Below are 15,559 nucleotides of genomic sequence, written 5' to 3'. Positions count from 1 at the left end.
GAACTTGTTTCCTGGGGTAACCCCTGAATTTTGTTTGCTGAACCCTGTCTTTTGGCACTTGTAGGGGGTCTATTGGGGGCAACCCGGGGCAGGGTTGAATTCGCGCGTCGCCAGACTTCGCGGGTGAAAAAGTGACCGTGCACGCGGTCGTTTTTCCCGATTTCCTGTCCAACACACAGCTTGAACGCCCTCACAAAGGACTACTCATGTTCAAACGAAATGCCCGCAGCGCCGCTGTGGCCGCGCTGATCGGTACGCTCGGTGCTACCAGCGCCTTCGCCCAAGAGGCGGACACCCAGAAACTGGAGCGCATCGAGATCACAGGCTCGCGGATCAAGAAGTCCGACGCGACGGCGGAAAGCCCGATCGTGACGGTGACCGCCGAGGAACTCCGCCAAAGCGGTATCGTGACCGTCGAGCAGTTCCTCAACACCCTGCCGCAAGTCACAGCCGGCCTCAGCTCGCAGTCCAACAATCCGTCGAGCAATGGCCGCGCGTTCATCGATCTGCGTGGCCTCGGTTCCAACCGGAACCTCGTGCTGATCAACGGCCGCCGCGCCATGGGCTCGACGGGCGGCGGTACGGTCGACACGAACACCATCCCCACCTCCCTGATCGAGCGGGTTGAAGTGATCACCGGCGGCGCTGCGACGGCCTACGGCGCGGACGCGGTTTCGGGCGTCGTCAACTTCATCATGAAGAAGAACTTCAAGGGTCTCGAGCTGGATGCCCACCACCGCATGACCGATCGCAGCGACGGCAAGGAGAGCTCTGCCTCGATGACGTTGGGCGGCACCTTCGAAGGCGGGCGCGGGTCGGCTGTGTTCGGGGCCAGCTTCTTCAAGCGTGACTCCATCTACAAAGGCGCGCGGGAGTTCTCGGCCCAGGCATCGACCTCCACCACGATCTTCCCGAACGGTTCGATTGGGGTCGGAACCAACGCGCCCTCCCAGGCCGCAGTCGACGGCATCTTCGGCGCCAACAAGTGCAATCAGAACGGTGGGGCGGCTGGATTCGGTTTCAATCCGGATGGGACGCTCTTTTGTACCGGCGTAGCTGGCAACGCGACCCGGGAGGTCGTCAACTATCGCGGGCCCGAAAGCCACATTGCCACCAGGTTCTACCCGGACAACTTCTCATACAACTTCGAGCCGGACAACGCACTGGTCCTGCCGATGGAGCGCTGGTCGGTTTATTCGTCCATGGATTACGAAGTCAACAAGAACTTCCGTCCCTACGCGTCATTCCAATTTACCAACTACAACGCGCAGTCCGAATTGGCGCCGACGCCGGCCGGCGGTACTACCGGCTTCTTCGTGCCTGTGACCAACCCGTTCTTGAGCGCGGAAGCCAGGACATTGCTGGCCGCCCGCGACAATCCAACGGCGACGGTGTCCTTCAGCAAGCGGTTCAACGCACTCGGTGGCCGCACTTCCTACAACACGCACGATGTCGGGCAAGGCATCGTCGGTGCGAGCGGCGAGTTGCTGGGCGACTGGACCTATGACCTCTATGCCAGCTATGGCCGTTCTGTCCAGAACGAATCCCAGGGCGGCAATGTGCGCTTGCCCCGCGTGCAAGCCCTTATCAACGCAGCCGATGGTGGTGCCTCGCTTTGCGCCGGTGGCTTCAATCCATTTGGCGACGCGCCGATCTCGGTCGAGTGCCAGAAATACATCAGCCTGGAGGCGAAAAATCTGACCACCGTGGTTCAGAAGGTGATCGAAGGTACCGTCACGGGTCCGGTTGTTCAACTGCCGGCCGGCAGCCTGGATGCCGTCTTCGGCCTGAGCTATCGCGGGCTCGACTATGACTTCAAGCCCGACTCGGGATTGCAGCCCGGTCAGGTCGCTGGTTTCAACGAGCAAAACCCTGTGAAGGGCGAGCTGGCGTTCAAGGACGTCTTCGCCGAGGCGGTCATCCCGCTCCTGCGCAACGTGCCGTTGGTGAAGTCTCTCTCCGCGACTGTGGGCGCTCGCGTCTCGGACAGCAAGCTCACCGGCAAGGACTCCAGCTTCAAGCTGACGATGGACTGGGCGATCAACAACACGGTTCGCGTGCGCGGCGGTGCTCAGTCGGCCGTCCGTGCGCCGAACGTGACCGAGCTCTTCGCGCCGCCGGTGAACAACTTCCCGACGTTCACCAATGCCGATCCTTGCACCAACACCAGCAGCTACCGCACTGGCGCGAGCGCCGCTCAGGTGCGAGCACTGTGTACAACCCAGTCGGCTGTGGCCGGTGCCGCGGGCTATGTCCAGCCGAGCAGCCAGGCAAACGGCATCACGGCCGGCAATCCGGACTTGATGCCTGAGAAGTCGAAGTCGTTCACGGCAGGGCTGGTGCTGCAACCGACCAGAGACCTGTCGGCGACGATCGACTATTGGTCCATCGATCTGAAGGAAAAGATCGATGCTGTCGATGCGCCGACCATCGTCCAGCGTTGCTTCAACCGTGACGGCGCCAACCCCAACTTCAGCCCGACCAATGAGTGGTGCCAACTCTTCTCTCGCGATCCCAATAACGGCGGCGTGATCAAGTTGGTTCAACTGTCCCGCAATCAGGCATCCCAGAAGATCTCGGGCATCGACCTCGGCCTCGACTATGCGCTCAGCCTCCAGCAACTGGGCTCGCTGAGGTGGAATGCTGTTGCGACCTGGACCGAGAAGAACAAGCAGCAAACCACGGTGCTCAGCCCCGTCAATGACTTTGTCGGCTCGATCGGGTCCACCACCGGCACCGCCATTCCCAAGTGGCGCGCGAGCCTGTCCACCACGTATTCGTGGGGCGACCTGAGCGTTCAGTTGCTCAACCGCTATATCGACAAGATGGTCAATGCCGAGACGGTCACCGGCGGTTCACCTGTGACGAACACGGGCACCGCAGCGACCTGGTACCACGACATCTCGGCGCGCTATGCCATCACGAAGAGCATCACCGTGCGTGCCGGCGTGTCGAATCTGGCCGATCAGCAACCCAGGCTGTATTCGCCGAACGTCCAAGCCAACACCGATCCGTCGACGTTTGACGTGCTCGGCCGGCGCTACTTTGTCGGTTTGAACGCCAAGTTCTGAGCACGCGCATCGAACAGCGTCACTGACGCATGACGCAAGACGGCGGGGCCGAATCCCGCCGTCTTTTTTTTGGCAATGCCCGATCGCGAGCCACCAGTTCCTGTTGGCGCTGAGGAAGTCAGCAGCCTGCGCTTCTAGAAGGGCGCAAGCGACGCAGCGAGCGGCGATCTGGAGCGCAGTGGTGACGCCATGCAACCGACACTGATGGACCTGTTGCGGCAAGCCGGCCGGCTGAAGGCCAGCGGGCAGACCGCGCAGGCATTGAACTTGTATCGCCAAGCACAAGAGCGATTCCCTGCCGAGCCCGTGGCGCAACACAACCTGGCGGCTGCGCTCGGAGATCTCGGCCGTCACGACGAGGCGCTGGTTTTTGCAAAGGCTGCGCTGGACGCCGGGCTGGATGCGCCCGAAACCTGGCTGGTACGGGCGCGCTCCGAGCTGGGGCTGCTCGACCTTGTGTCCGCCGCTGAAAGCTACCGCAGGGCGCTCGCGCTGCGCCCGAATCTGCTGGCGGCCCAGTTCGAGGCCGCCCAGCTGGCCTGGATGTCCAGCGGCGACACAGCGCAGGCGCTGCGCGGGCTGCGTCAGGCTGAAGAACGTGCTGACGCCGATCCGATGCTTGCGTTTGTCAAGGCGCAGGCCCTGGAAATGATGGGCGATGAGCAAGGCGCGCGTGCGTCCTTGGAACCTTTGGTTGCGCGAGCTGGTTGTCCGCCGGCGGCGCTGGCCTACGCGGCGCATCTCGAGGCTTTGTTGGGAAGGCCCCACGCGGCGCTGTCGTTGGCCGAAGCCTGCCTGCAGACGGCGCCGGGCGACTTCGGCGCCGTCGAGGCGCTGACGCGGGCACGTCTGGCGGTGGGTGACGGGCCGGGCGCCAGCGAGGCCGCAGGCCATCTGGTCGCGGCCCAGCCGATGAACCAGCACGCGATCGCGTTGCAGGCGACGGCTTGGCGGCTGATGGGCGATGCGCGCTATCGTGAGTTGTACGACTATGAGCGCTTGGTGGCGTCCTATCCGCTTGGGGTGCCCTCAGGCTGGGACAGTCTGGAGGCCTATGTGGCCGACGTCGCGAACGAGTTGAGGGCCGCGCATCCGTTTCGTGCCCACCCCTTCGGGCACTCCGTGCGTGGTGGCAGCCAACTGCCCCATCTACTTTCTCGCAATACACCGGCCTTGTCCGCGCTGGCGGAGTCAGTGATGGCGCCAATCAGACGCCATCTTGAGCGACTGGGGCGAGGGGATGACGCGGTTCGTCGTCGCAATACCGGTCGTGTGCGGATTCAGGGCGACTGGTCGGTCTGGCTGTGGCCGAGCGGGCATCATGTCGACCATGTTCACCAGGAGGGGTGGCTGTCGACGGCCTGTCATATCGAATTGCCAGCGGTCGTGGGCGCGGGGGGGCGTGAGGGCTGGCTGCGTTTCGGCAAACCCGGGATCCCGGTGAGTCGGGACATGGAGGCCGAGCATTGGGCGCGCCCCGAGCCGGGGCGTCTGGTGCTCTTCCCGTCGTACATGTGGCATGGCACCGAACCCTTCAGCGGCGAGATGCCGCGTCTGACGGTCGCCTTCGATCTGCTGCCCGCCTGACATCACCGCCACGCAACGAACTGGGTATATGACCATCGCCGCGATTTCAACCAGCCCTGATGAGGCGCATGCCGCGCGGCTGTTCAAGGATGCGCAAGCGCGCACTCGCGATGGCGATGTCGCCAGTGCCCGCACGCTGCTCCAGCAGGCCGCGCAGGCCGCCCACTTGCCTGCGCTGCTGCAACTCGGTGTCTGGGATCTCCTCGGCATGGCGGGGCCGGTGGACTTGCTTGCTGCGGTCGAGCGCGTGCGCGACGCGGCACAGCGCGGGTACCTTCCCGCCATGACGCTTTATGCGCAACTTGTCGCGGCGGGCGCTGGCGGCCTGGCGCGCGATTTCGGGCAAGTCTTGTCGCTGCTTTCACAGGCGGCGCGGGGCGGTGAGCCGCGTGCGGCCGTTCAGCTGGCGATGCTGATGCCTGATGTCCCTGAGCACAGCCAGACTCGCAGGGCGCTGCTGCAACGGGCAGCTGCGGGTGGCGAGTCGATTGCCAGGATGTTCATCGAACGCATGCCACCGATCAGGCCGCATTTCCCGCTCGATTGGGACGTCGTGCTGCGTGGCGTTGCCTGGCCGCATGAGCGGGTCCTGCCGGCGGTCGCGGTGCGCAACGAGCATCCGCGCATCGTCGCCTGGCCGGGCCTGCTGTCGCCGGACGAGTGCATCTACATGGCTTTGAAGGGCTTGCCGCTGTTGCGGCCCGCCCGCATCACCGGCGTTGACGGCAGGCCAGCGGTCGATCCGATCCGCTCGAACGAGGCTGCAATGTTCGGCTTGCTGGAGGCTGATGCCGTTGTCCAAAGCCTGGACTTGCGTGTCGCCGCAGCCCTCGGGCACCCCGTCGAGAACGGGGAGGGTTTTGCGCTGCTGCGCTACCAGGTCGGCCAGCAGTACCTGCCCCACTGCGACTGGATCGACCCGGAGCGCACGACAACGCGCGCCGACCTGGATCGCTGGGGACAACGCGTCGCCACCTGCGTGGTCTACCTGAACGACGGGTTCGAGGGCGGTGCAACCGGCTTCCCGGAACTCGGGCTGGAGTTTCGCGGCGGTGTGGGCGATGCATTGGCATGGGACAACGTCAGGCCGGACGGGCAGATCGACCCGTTGACTTTGCATGCCGGTCGCCCGCCGACACAGGGTATGAAATACCTGTTGTCCAAGTGGATGCGCGATCGCAGCCAGTCCGGCAATGCCGGCTGAGGCGATGTTTCAGCCAGCGAGACATCAGCGGTGCGACCGGTGGGCGCTGGTGCACGCGGCGCTTGCCGCGCTGGCTTCTTCAGCACGTCAGAGCTGAATCCAGTTTGGCGAGCCCGACCACCGACTGACTGTTGCGTTCGATGTGCTGCCGGCGCGAGTCCGGGCTTCACTCGATGCGCTTCACCTTGGGGGAGGTGTTCAAACCCTCGATGTCCAGGTGGAATGAGCCGAACATGCCGTGCCGCACCGACACCTTGCGCTCACCACGTGGCAGCGACACCGAGGAGCCGTCGGTGATCTGCCAGATCTGTCCGTTGGCGAGTTTGATGCGCTGGTTCGGGCGCCATCCGGCAAAGTCGGCGTCCACGCTGCTCTGCAGCGTCTGCGGTTCTCCAACGGGTCGCGCGAAGGGCAGGCCGAAGGTGTCGGCCGACTTGACCGCGGATGTGGCCGCCGGAGTGGGAACCACCGGTGCGGCCGGTGCTGCGAGTGGCGCGGGCGGCGCAGAGGGCACCGGGCGCGCGTCTGCCAGCGCGTCGTAGCAGGCCAGTCGGGCGTGGGTGTCGGAGACAGCGCGGCAGCGCTGCAGGCCGTCGACCTGGGCGCTGGCTGCGCCCACTGAGGCCACCAGTGCGAGCGTCAGTGCGGACTTGAGAGGGAAGGCGGGATTCATGCGTCCAGCCTAGCAGTCTCGTCAGCCGCGCGCCTCCTGCTTGACCCTCAGCCGCCATGCATGCAGCAGCGGCTCGGTGTACCCGCTCGGCTGGGCCTCGCCCTTGAACACCAGGTCCAGCGCCGCCTGCATGGCCGCGTCCTGCGGGTGGTCGGCCAGCGGCTTGTAGACCGGGTCGGCGGCGTTCTGGCTGTCCACCACGCGGGCCATGCGCGCGAAGGTTTCGCGCACCTGCTCGGCCGTGACCACGCCATGGCGCAGCCAGTTGGCGATGTGCTGGCTGCTGATGCGCAGCGTGGCGCGGTCTTCCATCAGGCCCACGCCGTTGATGTCCGGCACCTTGGAGCAGCCCACGCCCTGGTCCACCCAGCGCACCACGTAGCCGAGGATGCCCTGCACGTTGTTGTCCAGCTCCTGCTGGCGCTGCTCCGGCGTCCAGTCGGCGCTGGGGGCGACGGGAATGGTCAGCAGTGCGTTGAGGATGGCGTCTCGCTCGGCGGCGAGGTCGACCTGCTCCAGTTCCTGCTGCACGGCGCTCACGCTGACCTGGTGGTAGTGCAGCGCATGCAGCGTGGCCGCGGTGGGCGAGGGCACCCAGGCTGTGTTGGCGCCGGCCTTGGGGTGGCCGATCTTTTGCTCCAGCATCGCGGCCATCAGGTCGGGCATGGCCCACATGCCCTTGCCGATCTGGGCGCGGCCGCGCAGGCCGCAGGCAAGTCCGGTCAGCACGTTGCTGCGCTCGTAGGCCTGGATCCAGGCGCTGGTCTTCATGTCGCCCTTGCGCAGCATGGGGCCGGCGCGCATGGCGGTGTGCATTTCGTCGCCGGTGCGGTCCAGGAAGCCGGTGTTGATGAAAGCCACGCGGCTGGCCGCGGCGGCGATGCAGGCCTGCAGGTTGACCGACGTGCGGCGCTCCTCGTCCATGATGCCCAGCTTGACGGTACTGTCGCGCAGGCCCAGCAGCTGCTCCACGCGCGTGAACAGCTCGGCGGCGAAGGCTACCTCGGACGGACCGTGCATCTTGGGCTTCACGATGTAGACGCTGCCCGTGCGCGAGTTGCCGCGGCGCTTCAGGTCATGCATCGCGATGGTCGTCGTGACGACCGCGTCCATGATGCCCTCAGGGATCTCGCCGCCGTCGTCCAGCAGCATGGCCGGGTTGGTCATCAGGTGGCCCACATTGCGCACGAACATCAGCGAGCGGCCGTGCAGCGTGACGGTGCCGCCGTTCGGCGCGCTGTAGACGCGGTCGGCGTTCAGGCGGCGCGTGAAGGTGGTGCCGCCCTTGGCGACTTCCTCGGTCAGCGTGCCGAGCTGGATGCCCAGCCAGTTGCGGTAGGCCAGCAGCTTGTCCTCGGCGTCGACTGCGGCGACGGAGTCTTCCAGATCCAGGATGGTGGACAGCGCCGACTCCAGCACCACATCGGCCACGCCGGCCGCGTCACTGGCGCCGATGGCCGTGCTGCGGTCGATGCGGATGTCCAGGTGCAGGCCGTGGTGGACCAGCAGCACGCTGGTCGGCGCGGCGGCGTCGCCCTGGTAGCCGGCGAAGGCGGCGGGGTCCTTCAGGCCGGTCGTGCCCGAAGCGAGCGTGACGACGAGCTGGCCGTTCGCGATGCGGTAGCCGGTCGCATCGGCATGCGAGCCCGAGGCCAGCGGTGCGGCCTGGTCCAGCACCTGGCGGGCGAAGGCGATGACCTTGGCGCCGCGCACCGCGTTGTAGCCGCCGGCCCGCGTGGCGCCGTCGGTCTCGGGAATGGCATCGGTGCCGTACAGCGCGTCATACAGCGAGCCCCAGCGCGCATTGGCCGCGTTCAGCGCGTAGCGGGCGTTCAGGATCGGCACCACCAGCTGCGGGCCGGCCTGCAGCGCCAGCTCGGCATCGACGCTGGCGGTCGTGGCCTTCACGGTGGCCGGCACGTCGACGAGGTAGCCGATGCGGGTCAGGAACGCGCGGTAGGCCGGCATGTCAGCGATAGGGCCGGGGTGAGCCTCGTGCCACGCATCCAGCTCGGCTTGCAGCCGGTCGCGCTCGGCCAGCAGCGCACGGTTCTTGGGTGCCAGCTCGTGCGCGATGGCCGAGAAGCCGGCCCAGAAGGCGTCGGGCGCTATGCCGGTGCCGGGCAGCACCTCAGTGTCGATGAAGCGGGCCAGGTCGGCATCGACCTGCAGGCGGTGGCGCGTGGTGCGGGGCATGGCGATCTCCAGGGAGGTGCGGACGACGTTGAAAGATTGCCCTGCATCTTGCCGCCGCGCGAGCCCTTATTTGCTGCAGTGCACGCAGGGTATCTGTGACTAAAACGCAAAGCTGCTGGGGTTCGCCATCGCTTTTGCATCGTCACGTCAGCACAATCGCGGCATGGACAAGCTCAAGCAGATCGAGTCCTTCGCGCTGGTCGCGGCCAAGGGAAGCCTCACTGCGGCGGCGCAGGCCGAGGGCGTCGCCCCCGCGGTCATGGGCCGGCGCATGGATGCGCTGGAGGCGCGGCTGGGCGTGAAGCTGATGTTGCGCACGACGCGGCGACTGACGCTGACGCCGGAGGGCCAAGCCTTCCTGGAGGACTGCCAGCGCCTTATCGCGCAACTGGCCGACGCGGAAGCCGCTGTCAGTGCCGGCGGGTTGAAGGCCAGTGGCCACCTGCGCGTGACGGCGCCAGCCGGCTTCGGTCGCCGCCACGTGGCGCCGCTGGTGCCGGGCTTCCTGGCCGAGCACGCGGAACTGAGTCTGTCCTTGAATCTCAGCGACCGCGTCGTGGACATCGTGCACGAGGGTTTCGACTGCGCCGTGCGCGTGGGCGACCTGCCGGACTCAAGCCTCGTCAGCACGCGGCTGGCCGACAACCGGCGGCTGTGCGTCGGGTCGCCCGCTTACCTGAAGCGCGCCGGCACGCCGAAACACCCGGACGAGCTGGCGCGGCACGCCTGCCTGACGCTCAGCTCCGAAGCCAGCCAGACGCGCGGCTGGGCGTTCCAGATCGATGGCACCGTCCAGCACCTGCGGCCTGAAACCCGCATGAACGGCCGGCTGGACTGCAGTGACGGCCAGGTGCTTCACGACTGGTGCGTGGCCGGCCTGGGCCTGGCCTGGCGCTCCACCTGGGAGGTGGAGGCCGACCTCGCGGCCGGCCGGCTGGTCAGCGTGCTGGACGAGTTTGCGGCGCCGCCCAACGGCATCTACGCGGTGTTCCCGCAGTCACGCCACCTGCCGTTGCGGGTGCGATTGTGGGTGGAGCATTTGCGTGCGCACTACGGGCGTGCCGACTACTGGCGCGGCTAGCTGGAAAACCTGTACTCGCCGCGGACCTTCATGGGGCCGACGAGCACCATGTCCGGAAACAGCTTGGATCGCAAGTAGAAGATGAAACCGAGCAGGCCGATGTTGAGGAGCAGCAAGATCGTGTTCATCGTGGGCGCTTCCGCGAAATCCTTGAAGTGCCGATGGAAATTGATGACTGTCAGGAAGAGCCATGCGTTGTACACCCCGGCCTTGTGGTTCTTGAAACCCCACACGAACAGGTAGCAAAACGCGCCCGTGGCTGCGGTGAGCACCAGCGCCATCAGCCAGCCGAAGGAAACGCCGAGCATCAGCACCACCATCACGGCCAGCACCAATTGCAGCCAGCTGATGCCGACAAGGATCTTGACGGCCAGTGTGTGGGCTTCGACCCGCGCCGGCTCGGCATAGGACGCAATCATGTTCGCCAGCACCGCATCCCGCACGCCCTTGCCTTTCAGGGCCTTGAACGTCGATGTCTTGCTGTTCTCCTGCGCCAGGCGGCGGGTCACTTCTGCCTGTATTTCTTTCTTGTCCATGGCCCGCATCAATCCCCGAATTGCACCTTCGCACGCTTGCCCGCCCACGCATCAAACTGGCCCGCGTAGACCTCCTCGATGCGGTTGCGCTTGACCTTGAAGGTCGGCGTGATGAAGCCGTTGTCCACGGTCCAGGGTGTCTTGATGAGTACCAGCGTGTCGAGCTGTTCGTGTGGGTCCAGCTTGGCGTTGACGTCTTCCAGATGCGCGGCCAGCTCGGCCTGCAGTCCGGCAGCGTCGCTACCGGCGCGCGCCAGGCCTTGCGGTGACAGCATCGCGATGCCCAGCGGCTGGTTCAGGTTGGCGCCGGCCACGCAGCAGGCCTCGATGTTGGGGTTCATGCCCAGCTTGTCCTCGATGGGTGCGGGCGCCACGTACTTGCCCTTGCTGGTCTTGAACAAGTCCTTCACGCGGCCGGTGATGCGCACGCAGCCGTCGGCGTCCTGGCTGGCTTTGTCGCCGGTGCGCAGCCAGCCGTCTTCGGTGAAGGCGTCTTGGGTCTGCTCGGGCGCCTTGTAGTAGCCCAGCATCAGCGCAGGGCTGCGCATCTGCAGCTCGCCGCTGTCGGGAGCGATGCGCACCTGTACGCCCTCGTAGGCCGGGCCCACGGTGCCGTGTTGAGTCTTGCCGGGCAGGGTCAGATGGGACAGGGCCAGGTTCTCGGTCATGCCGTAGCCCTCGTTGATGTGCAGGCCCAGCGCTGCATACCACTCCAGCAGCGCCACCGGCATGGGCGCGGCGCCGCCCGCGGCGAACTTGCATTCGTTCAGGCCCAGTGCCTTGAGCACCTTCCTGCGCACCAGCCCACCGATGATCGGCAGGCGCAGCAGCTTGTTGAGCTTGTGCTGCGGCATCTTGGCCTGCACGCCCTGCTGGAACTTGACCCACAGCCGCGGCACTGAGAAGAAGACCGTCGGCAGCGCCCGCTGCAGGTCGGCCGTGAAGGTGTCCAGCGATTCGGCGAAGTACACCCGGATGCCGCGCGCGAGCCAGCCGTGTTCCACCAGCGTGCGCTCCACCACGTGCGCCAGCGGCAGGTAGGACAGCATGCGATCCGAACCCGCCATCGGGATGCGCCTGAGGCCGGCATCCACCGCCCATGCAAACGCGCCAAAGGTGTGCATCACGCCCTTGGGCAGGCCGGTGGTGCCGGAGGTGTAGATGAGGGTGCACAGCTCATCGGCGCCGCGCGTCACCTCGCCCTGCATTGGCGCGGTGCGAGCGCAGATCGCGTCCCAGCCTTCGTAGCACTGCTTCGCGTCGTCGGGCGACAGCGCATAGCTGGCGCCGGGCAGGCCGGCCGGCACGCCGGGCTTCATGCCATCCCAGCCGTCCAGCTTGCCGATGAAGACGAAGCGCGCTTCGCTGTGCGTGAGGATCTGCGTGATGGTCTCGGGCGCCAGCGTCGGGTACAGCGGCACCGAAACATAACCGGCCATCCAGATGGCGAGGTCGCTCATCAGCCACCACGCGCAGTTCTTGGACAGGATGGCAACCTTGGCGTCGGCCGGCCAGCCTTCGGCGGCGCCTCTGGCCTTCAGGAATGCAGCCATGCGGCGCACCTGGTCGCCCACCTGCGCCCAGGTGAAGTCCTGCAACCCGGCGCCGCCCATGGGTTGCGTCAGCGTGACGCGGCTGCCGGCCGTGCGCTCCCAGTGGTACAGGCGCTGCAGGGCGAGCTGGTCGGCGGCGATGGTGGCCATGGGCGGTCTCCTCAATTTTTTTCGGACCCGTCAAGTTAACTGCCCCCCGGCGGTGCACTGCTACGGGTAAACACGCTGAAACGTGATTTGCTGTAGAGCGCCCGCTCTACTTTCGCGTCACTTCCGCTCGACTTCCGCGTTACAGCTGGCCGGCCCAGAGCGGGCGCCACTGGCCGCGGCCCAGCTCGGCGCGCAGCGTGTCCAGCGGATGCTCGGTCAGCCAGTCCGGGCGCAGGGTGTCGGCGCGTCGCAGGGCTTCGGCTGCTTCGGGCGTGCCGAGCAGACTGGCCGCCAGGTCCAGCTGCGCGCGCCAGTGCGGCAGGCCCTGAGGCTGCTGCAGTCCGTCCAGCAACTGCACCCGCTGGCGCAGTGCCGGCACGCTGGCCTCGCGCTGTCCGCGTGCGCGTGCCAGTTCACCCTGCATCTGCGCGATGCGGCTGCGCAACTGGGCGTGCGCCGCCAGCCACGGCTGGGCCTGCAGATCCTGCAGTGGCGCCAGCGTGCGCTCGGCCAGCGCGAGGTCGCCCAGCCGCAGGCTCGCGCGCACGACGGCCAGGCTGGCCTCGGCCCGCGGCGGGCCCGAGATGTCGGGACTGCTCGCGAGCTCGTCGGCCACGCGCCGCGCCTTGCGCAGCCACTCGGCGCTGCGCTCGGGCTCGGCCAGCGCGCGTGCCAGCAGTGCGGCGCTCTCGCGCGGCAGGCGCAGCGTGGGGTGCTCGGCGGCCTCGGGCGGCAGCCGGCGTTCCTGCTCCGCATAGACCTGCACGGCCTCGGCGTAGCGGCCCAGCTCGACGAAGTGGCGGGCAAGGTCGGCACGCATGCGCTGGCTGCTGGAATTGCCAGGCCCCATCAGTGCGTCGATGTCGGCGATGAGCGCGCGGGCGTTCTCAATGCTGCCTCCGGGCCGGCCCAGCCTAGCTTCCATGCCCCACAGGTGCATGCGTTGGCGGTGCACGAAGCGGGCGCGGTGCGGCGGCGCGGTGGCCCACGACGACTGGGTGGCCGCGATGGTCTTCTCGGCGTCCAGCAGCCTGCCCTCGGCCAGGCGCACCTGGAAAAGGTAGCTGTTGTAGTAGACGTACTCGTACTCGCTGGGCTTGTAGAGCCGCTGCACCAGCGGCCAGGCCTTGGCGTGCGTCGCCATCGCATCGTCGATGCGCGCCACACCCGCGTAGGCGACGATGAGCTGGTACAGCATGCTCTCGTACTGGTCGTTCAGCTCCGTGCCCTCGCGCGCCGCCGCGAACGCCGGCAGCATGGGCTCGCACAGCGCGATGACCTGCAGCGGCGAGCTCAACGCCGTGTAGATGCGCGCCAGCTGCAGCCGCGCGATCAGCGTCGGCTCGGCGTCATCGCCCCAGTGGCGCGCGCTGACGGTGATCAGATCCTTGGCCAACGGGATCGCGATGTCGTGCCGGTTCATGTCCGAGTACGTCGCGACCAGCACCTCCAGCACGCGGATGTAGGTCAGGTCGTCGCCAGCGAAGCGCCGCTGCAGGTCCGCGCGGCTCTTCTCCAGCACCTCGAAGATCGTGGGGATGTGGCCGCCGTGCTTGTCCGGGTTGGCCGAGGCGAGCAGCTCCGTCAGGTAGCGCGTGACTTCCTCGCTCTGGCGTGCCGAGGCTTGCGCCTCGTTGCGCTGCCACAGGCTCACGCCCAGGCCCAGGCTCAGCGCGGCGAGCACCAGCGCGCCGCCACTCGCCAGCGCGGCGTTGCGGCGCAGCCAGAGGCGGGTGCGGTGGCGCCAGTCCTCCGAGCGCACGCTGACCGGGCGCTGGTTCAGCCAGCGCTGCAGGTCGTTGATGAAGGCGCCCACGCTGGCGTAGCGTTCAGCCGGGTTCCTGCGCAGCGCCTTGGCGGCCACGGCCTCCAGGTCGCCCGCGGCGCGCGCGGCGTCGGCGGCACGGCCAGGGCCGGACTCGCTCGGCCCGCCAGGCTCAGCCGCGCCCAGCGAGCGCGTGATGCGGCGTGCCTCGCCGTGCAGCACCGCGTGCTCCACCGCCGTGCGGCTGGCGCCGCGGTTACCGAACGGCAGCCGGCCGCTGGCCAGCTCGTACAGCATGACGCCCAGCGAGTAGATGTCGGTGGCAACGCCGATGGGTTCGCCCAGGATCTGCTCGGGCGCTGCGTAGGCCGGGGTCAGCCGGCGGCCCGACACCAGCGTGAGTTGGCTGTCGGCCTGCTGGCCCGAGTCGTCCAGCAGACCGGCGATGCCGAAGTCCAGCAGCTTTGTCTGGCCGGTGTCGTCGACCATCACGTTGCTGGGCTTGAGGTCGCGGTGCACGATGAGCTGCGCATGCGCGTGCTCCACCGCGCGCGCCACCTCCACCAGCAGCCGCACGCGGGCGGCCAGGTTCAGGTCCTGTGCGCGCACATGGTCAGACAGCGACTTGCCGGACACGTGTTCCAGCACCAGGAAGGCGCGGCCGTCCTGCTCGCCGGCGTCCAGCAGCCGCGCGATGCCGGGGTGGGTCAGCCGCCCCAGCAGCGCGCGCTCGCGGGCGAAGCGCGCGGCCAGGCCGGGACCGGCGAGGTCCTCGCGCAGCAGCTTGATGGCGGCCTCTCCCTGGTACAGGCCATCGGCCCGCTCCGCGCGCCAGACCTGGCCCATGCCGCCTTCGCCCAGCAGCTCGGCCAGGCACCAAGCGCCGAAGCGGTCGCCGGGCTGCGCGGCGTGCGCCTCCTGCCCGGGGCCATGTCCCAGCGCCTGCGCCAGCTGCGCCTCGAAACCGATCGGGCCGACCAGCACCGTGGAGTCCTCATCCGGCAGCGAGGCCAGCATGCGGCGCAGCCGCGCCACCAGCTCGGGTGGCTGCAGCGCGGCCAGCCGCGCCTCGCGCTCGCCGGTGGGCAGGTCGGCCAGCTCGTCGAAAAGGGCGGACAGGCGCTGCCAGTCCTGGGCCGGCAGGCGATCCATCAGTAGACGGTGGTGGGCGGGTCGCCCAGCAGTTCCTGCAGCAGTGCGCGCGCCTTCAGCAGCTCGCGGTTGATGGTGCGCGTGGACAGTCCGCGCAGCTCTGCTACCTCGGCGATGGACAGCCCCGCGAAGCCGATCATCTCGATCAGCTCGTACAGGCCGGTGTCGATGGCGCGCAGCCGCAGCAGCGCCTGGTCCAGGCCGATCAGGTCCACGGCCTGGGTCTGCACGGCGGCCACGTCGGTGGCGGCGGACAGCGTCACCATGATGGCGTCGCCCCCGCGCTTGTCGCGGCCCTCGGTGCGCAGGTGGTCGATGACGACCGAGCGCAAGACCTGGCCCACGTAGGCGAAGAACTGGCCCCGCGATTCGCCCTGCAGGCCCTGCTGGTCGGCCATGCGCAGGAAGCCCTCGTGCACCAGAGCGGTCGTGTCCAGCCCGGCCATGCGGCCATTGGGTCCGCTCTGCGCCAGGCGCACGCGCGCCACCCGCTTGATCTCGGGGTACAGCGCTGCATAAAGCTGCTGCAGCGACGCGGCGTCCCCGCGTGCCGTGCCGGCGAGCAGCTCTGTGATGGCCGGTGCTGTCATT

Annotated in this window: 10 protein-coding genes; 4 read left to right on the top strand and 6 right to left on the bottom strand. The window is 67.5% G+C overall.

Going from position 1 to position 15,559, the window contains the following annotated elements; all coding sequences use genetic code 11:
* Nucleotides 1-206: 206 nt before the first annotated feature.
* From ACG02S_RS10015 to ACG02S_RS10005, 3 genes are all read left to right on the top strand, one after another.
* Nucleotides 207-3,071: a TonB-dependent receptor domain-containing protein gene (locus tag ACG02S_RS10015; protein ID WP_394470313.1), complete on the top strand. Its 2,865-nt coding sequence runs from the start codon at nucleotides 207-209 to the stop codon at nucleotides 3,069-3,071.
* Nucleotides 3,072-3,260: 189 nt separating this feature from the next.
* Nucleotides 3,261-4,658: a putative 2OG-Fe(II) oxygenase gene (locus ACG02S_RS10010; protein WP_394470312.1), complete on the top strand. Its 1,398-nt coding sequence runs from the start codon at nucleotides 3,261-3,263 to the stop codon at nucleotides 4,656-4,658.
* Nucleotides 4,659-4,686: 28 nt separating this feature from the next.
* Entirely contained in the window at nucleotides 4,687-5,862 is a 1,176-nt protein-coding gene (locus ACG02S_RS10005; RefSeq protein ID WP_394470311.1) for a 2OG-Fe(II) oxygenase, read from the top strand.
* 166 nt (nucleotides 5,863-6,028) lie between these two features.
* On the opposite strand, the gene ACG02S_RS10000 is transcribed toward ACG02S_RS10005, so the two are convergent.
* Both ACG02S_RS10000 and ACG02S_RS09995 read right to left on the bottom strand, forming a co-directional pair.
* Nucleotides 6,029-6,535: a hypothetical protein gene (locus ACG02S_RS10000; protein ID WP_394470310.1), complete on the bottom strand. Its 507-nt coding sequence runs from the start codon at nucleotides 6,533-6,535 to the stop codon at nucleotides 6,029-6,031.
* A gap of 21 nt (nucleotides 6,536-6,556) precedes the next feature.
* Nucleotides 6,557-8,731, bottom strand: a complete 2,175-nt coding sequence (locus tag ACG02S_RS09995) for a malate synthase G (RefSeq protein ID WP_394470309.1) — start codon at nucleotides 8,729-8,731, stop codon at nucleotides 6,557-6,559.
* Between the two features lie 163 nt (nucleotides 8,732-8,894).
* Here ACG02S_RS09995 and ACG02S_RS09990 point away from each other — a divergent pair, with 163 nt between their 5' ends.
* Entirely contained in the window at nucleotides 8,895-9,812 is a 918-nt protein-coding gene (locus tag ACG02S_RS09990) for a LysR family transcriptional regulator (RefSeq protein ID WP_394470308.1), read from the top strand.
* Here the strand turns inward: ACG02S_RS09990 and ACG02S_RS09985 are convergent.
* From ACG02S_RS09985 to ACG02S_RS09970, 4 genes are all read right to left on the bottom strand, one after another.
* A complete protein-coding gene (locus ACG02S_RS09985; protein ID WP_394470307.1) occupies nucleotides 9,809-10,348 on the bottom strand; it encodes a hypothetical protein in 540 nt (179 codons plus the stop codon). The two genes, ACG02S_RS09990 and ACG02S_RS09985, sit on opposite strands and share 4 nt — an antisense overlap.
* An 8-nt stretch (nucleotides 10,349-10,356) precedes the next feature.
* Entirely contained in the window at nucleotides 10,357-12,051 is a 1,695-nt protein-coding gene (locus ACG02S_RS09980; protein WP_394470306.1) for an AMP-binding protein, read from the bottom strand.
* 139 nt (nucleotides 12,052-12,190) lie between these two features.
* Entirely contained in the window at nucleotides 12,191-14,968 is a 2,778-nt protein-coding gene (locus ACG02S_RS09975) for a serine/threonine-protein kinase (protein WP_394470305.1), read from the bottom strand.
* Entirely contained in the window at nucleotides 14,968-15,558 is a 591-nt protein-coding gene (locus tag ACG02S_RS09970; RefSeq protein WP_394470304.1) for an ECF-type sigma factor, read from the bottom strand. Before ACG02S_RS09970 ends, ACG02S_RS09975 begins: the two co-directional genes overlap by 1 nt.
* Between the last annotated feature and the right edge of the window lies 1 nt (nucleotide 15,559).

This window comes from Pelomonas dachongensis (genome assembly GCF_043555865.1).
In the GTDB taxonomy this organism is placed as follows: Bacteria; Pseudomonadota; Gammaproteobacteria; order Burkholderiales; family Burkholderiaceae_C; genus Pelomonas; species Pelomonas dachongensis.
Note: the sequence above shows the minus strand (reverse complement) of the source record. Positions and strands in the feature narration are given on the sequence as shown.

Bases quoted from the DNA above. Each gene is read 5' to 3' on its own strand.
- ACG02S_RS10015 (WP_394470313.1), top strand. From the start codon at position 207: ATGTTCAAACGAAATGCCCGCAGCGCCGCTGTGGCCGCGCTGATCGGT.
- ACG02S_RS10010 (WP_394470312.1), top strand. From the start codon at position 3,261: ATGCAACCGACACTGATGGACCTGTTGCGGCAAGCCGGCCGGCTGAAG.
- ACG02S_RS10005 (WP_394470311.1), top strand. From the start codon at position 4,687: ATGACCATCGCCGCGATTTCAACCAGCCCTGATGAGGCGCATGCCGCG.
- ACG02S_RS10000 (WP_394470310.1), bottom strand. From the start codon at position 6,535: ATGAATCCCGCCTTCCCTCTCAAGTCCGCACTGACGCTCGCACTGGTG.
- ACG02S_RS09995 (WP_394470309.1), bottom strand. From the start codon at position 8,731: ATGCCCCGCACCACGCGCCACCGCCTGCAGGTCGATGCCGACCTGGCC.
- ACG02S_RS09990 (WP_394470308.1), top strand. From the start codon at position 8,895: ATGGACAAGCTCAAGCAGATCGAGTCCTTCGCGCTGGTCGCGGCCAAG.
- ACG02S_RS09985 (WP_394470307.1), bottom strand. From the start codon at position 10,348: ATGGACAAGAAAGAAATACAGGCAGAAGTGACCCGCCGCCTGGCGCAG.
- ACG02S_RS09980 (WP_394470306.1), bottom strand. From the start codon at position 12,051: ATGGCCACCATCGCCGCCGACCAGCTCGCCCTGCAGCGCCTGTACCAC.
- ACG02S_RS09975 (WP_394470305.1), bottom strand. From the start codon at position 14,968: ATGGATCGCCTGCCGGCCCAGGACTGGCAGCGCCTGTCCGCCCTTTTC.
- ACG02S_RS09970 (WP_394470304.1), bottom strand. From the start codon at position 15,558: ATGACAGCACCGGCCATCACAGAGCTGCTCGCCGGCACGGCACGCGGG.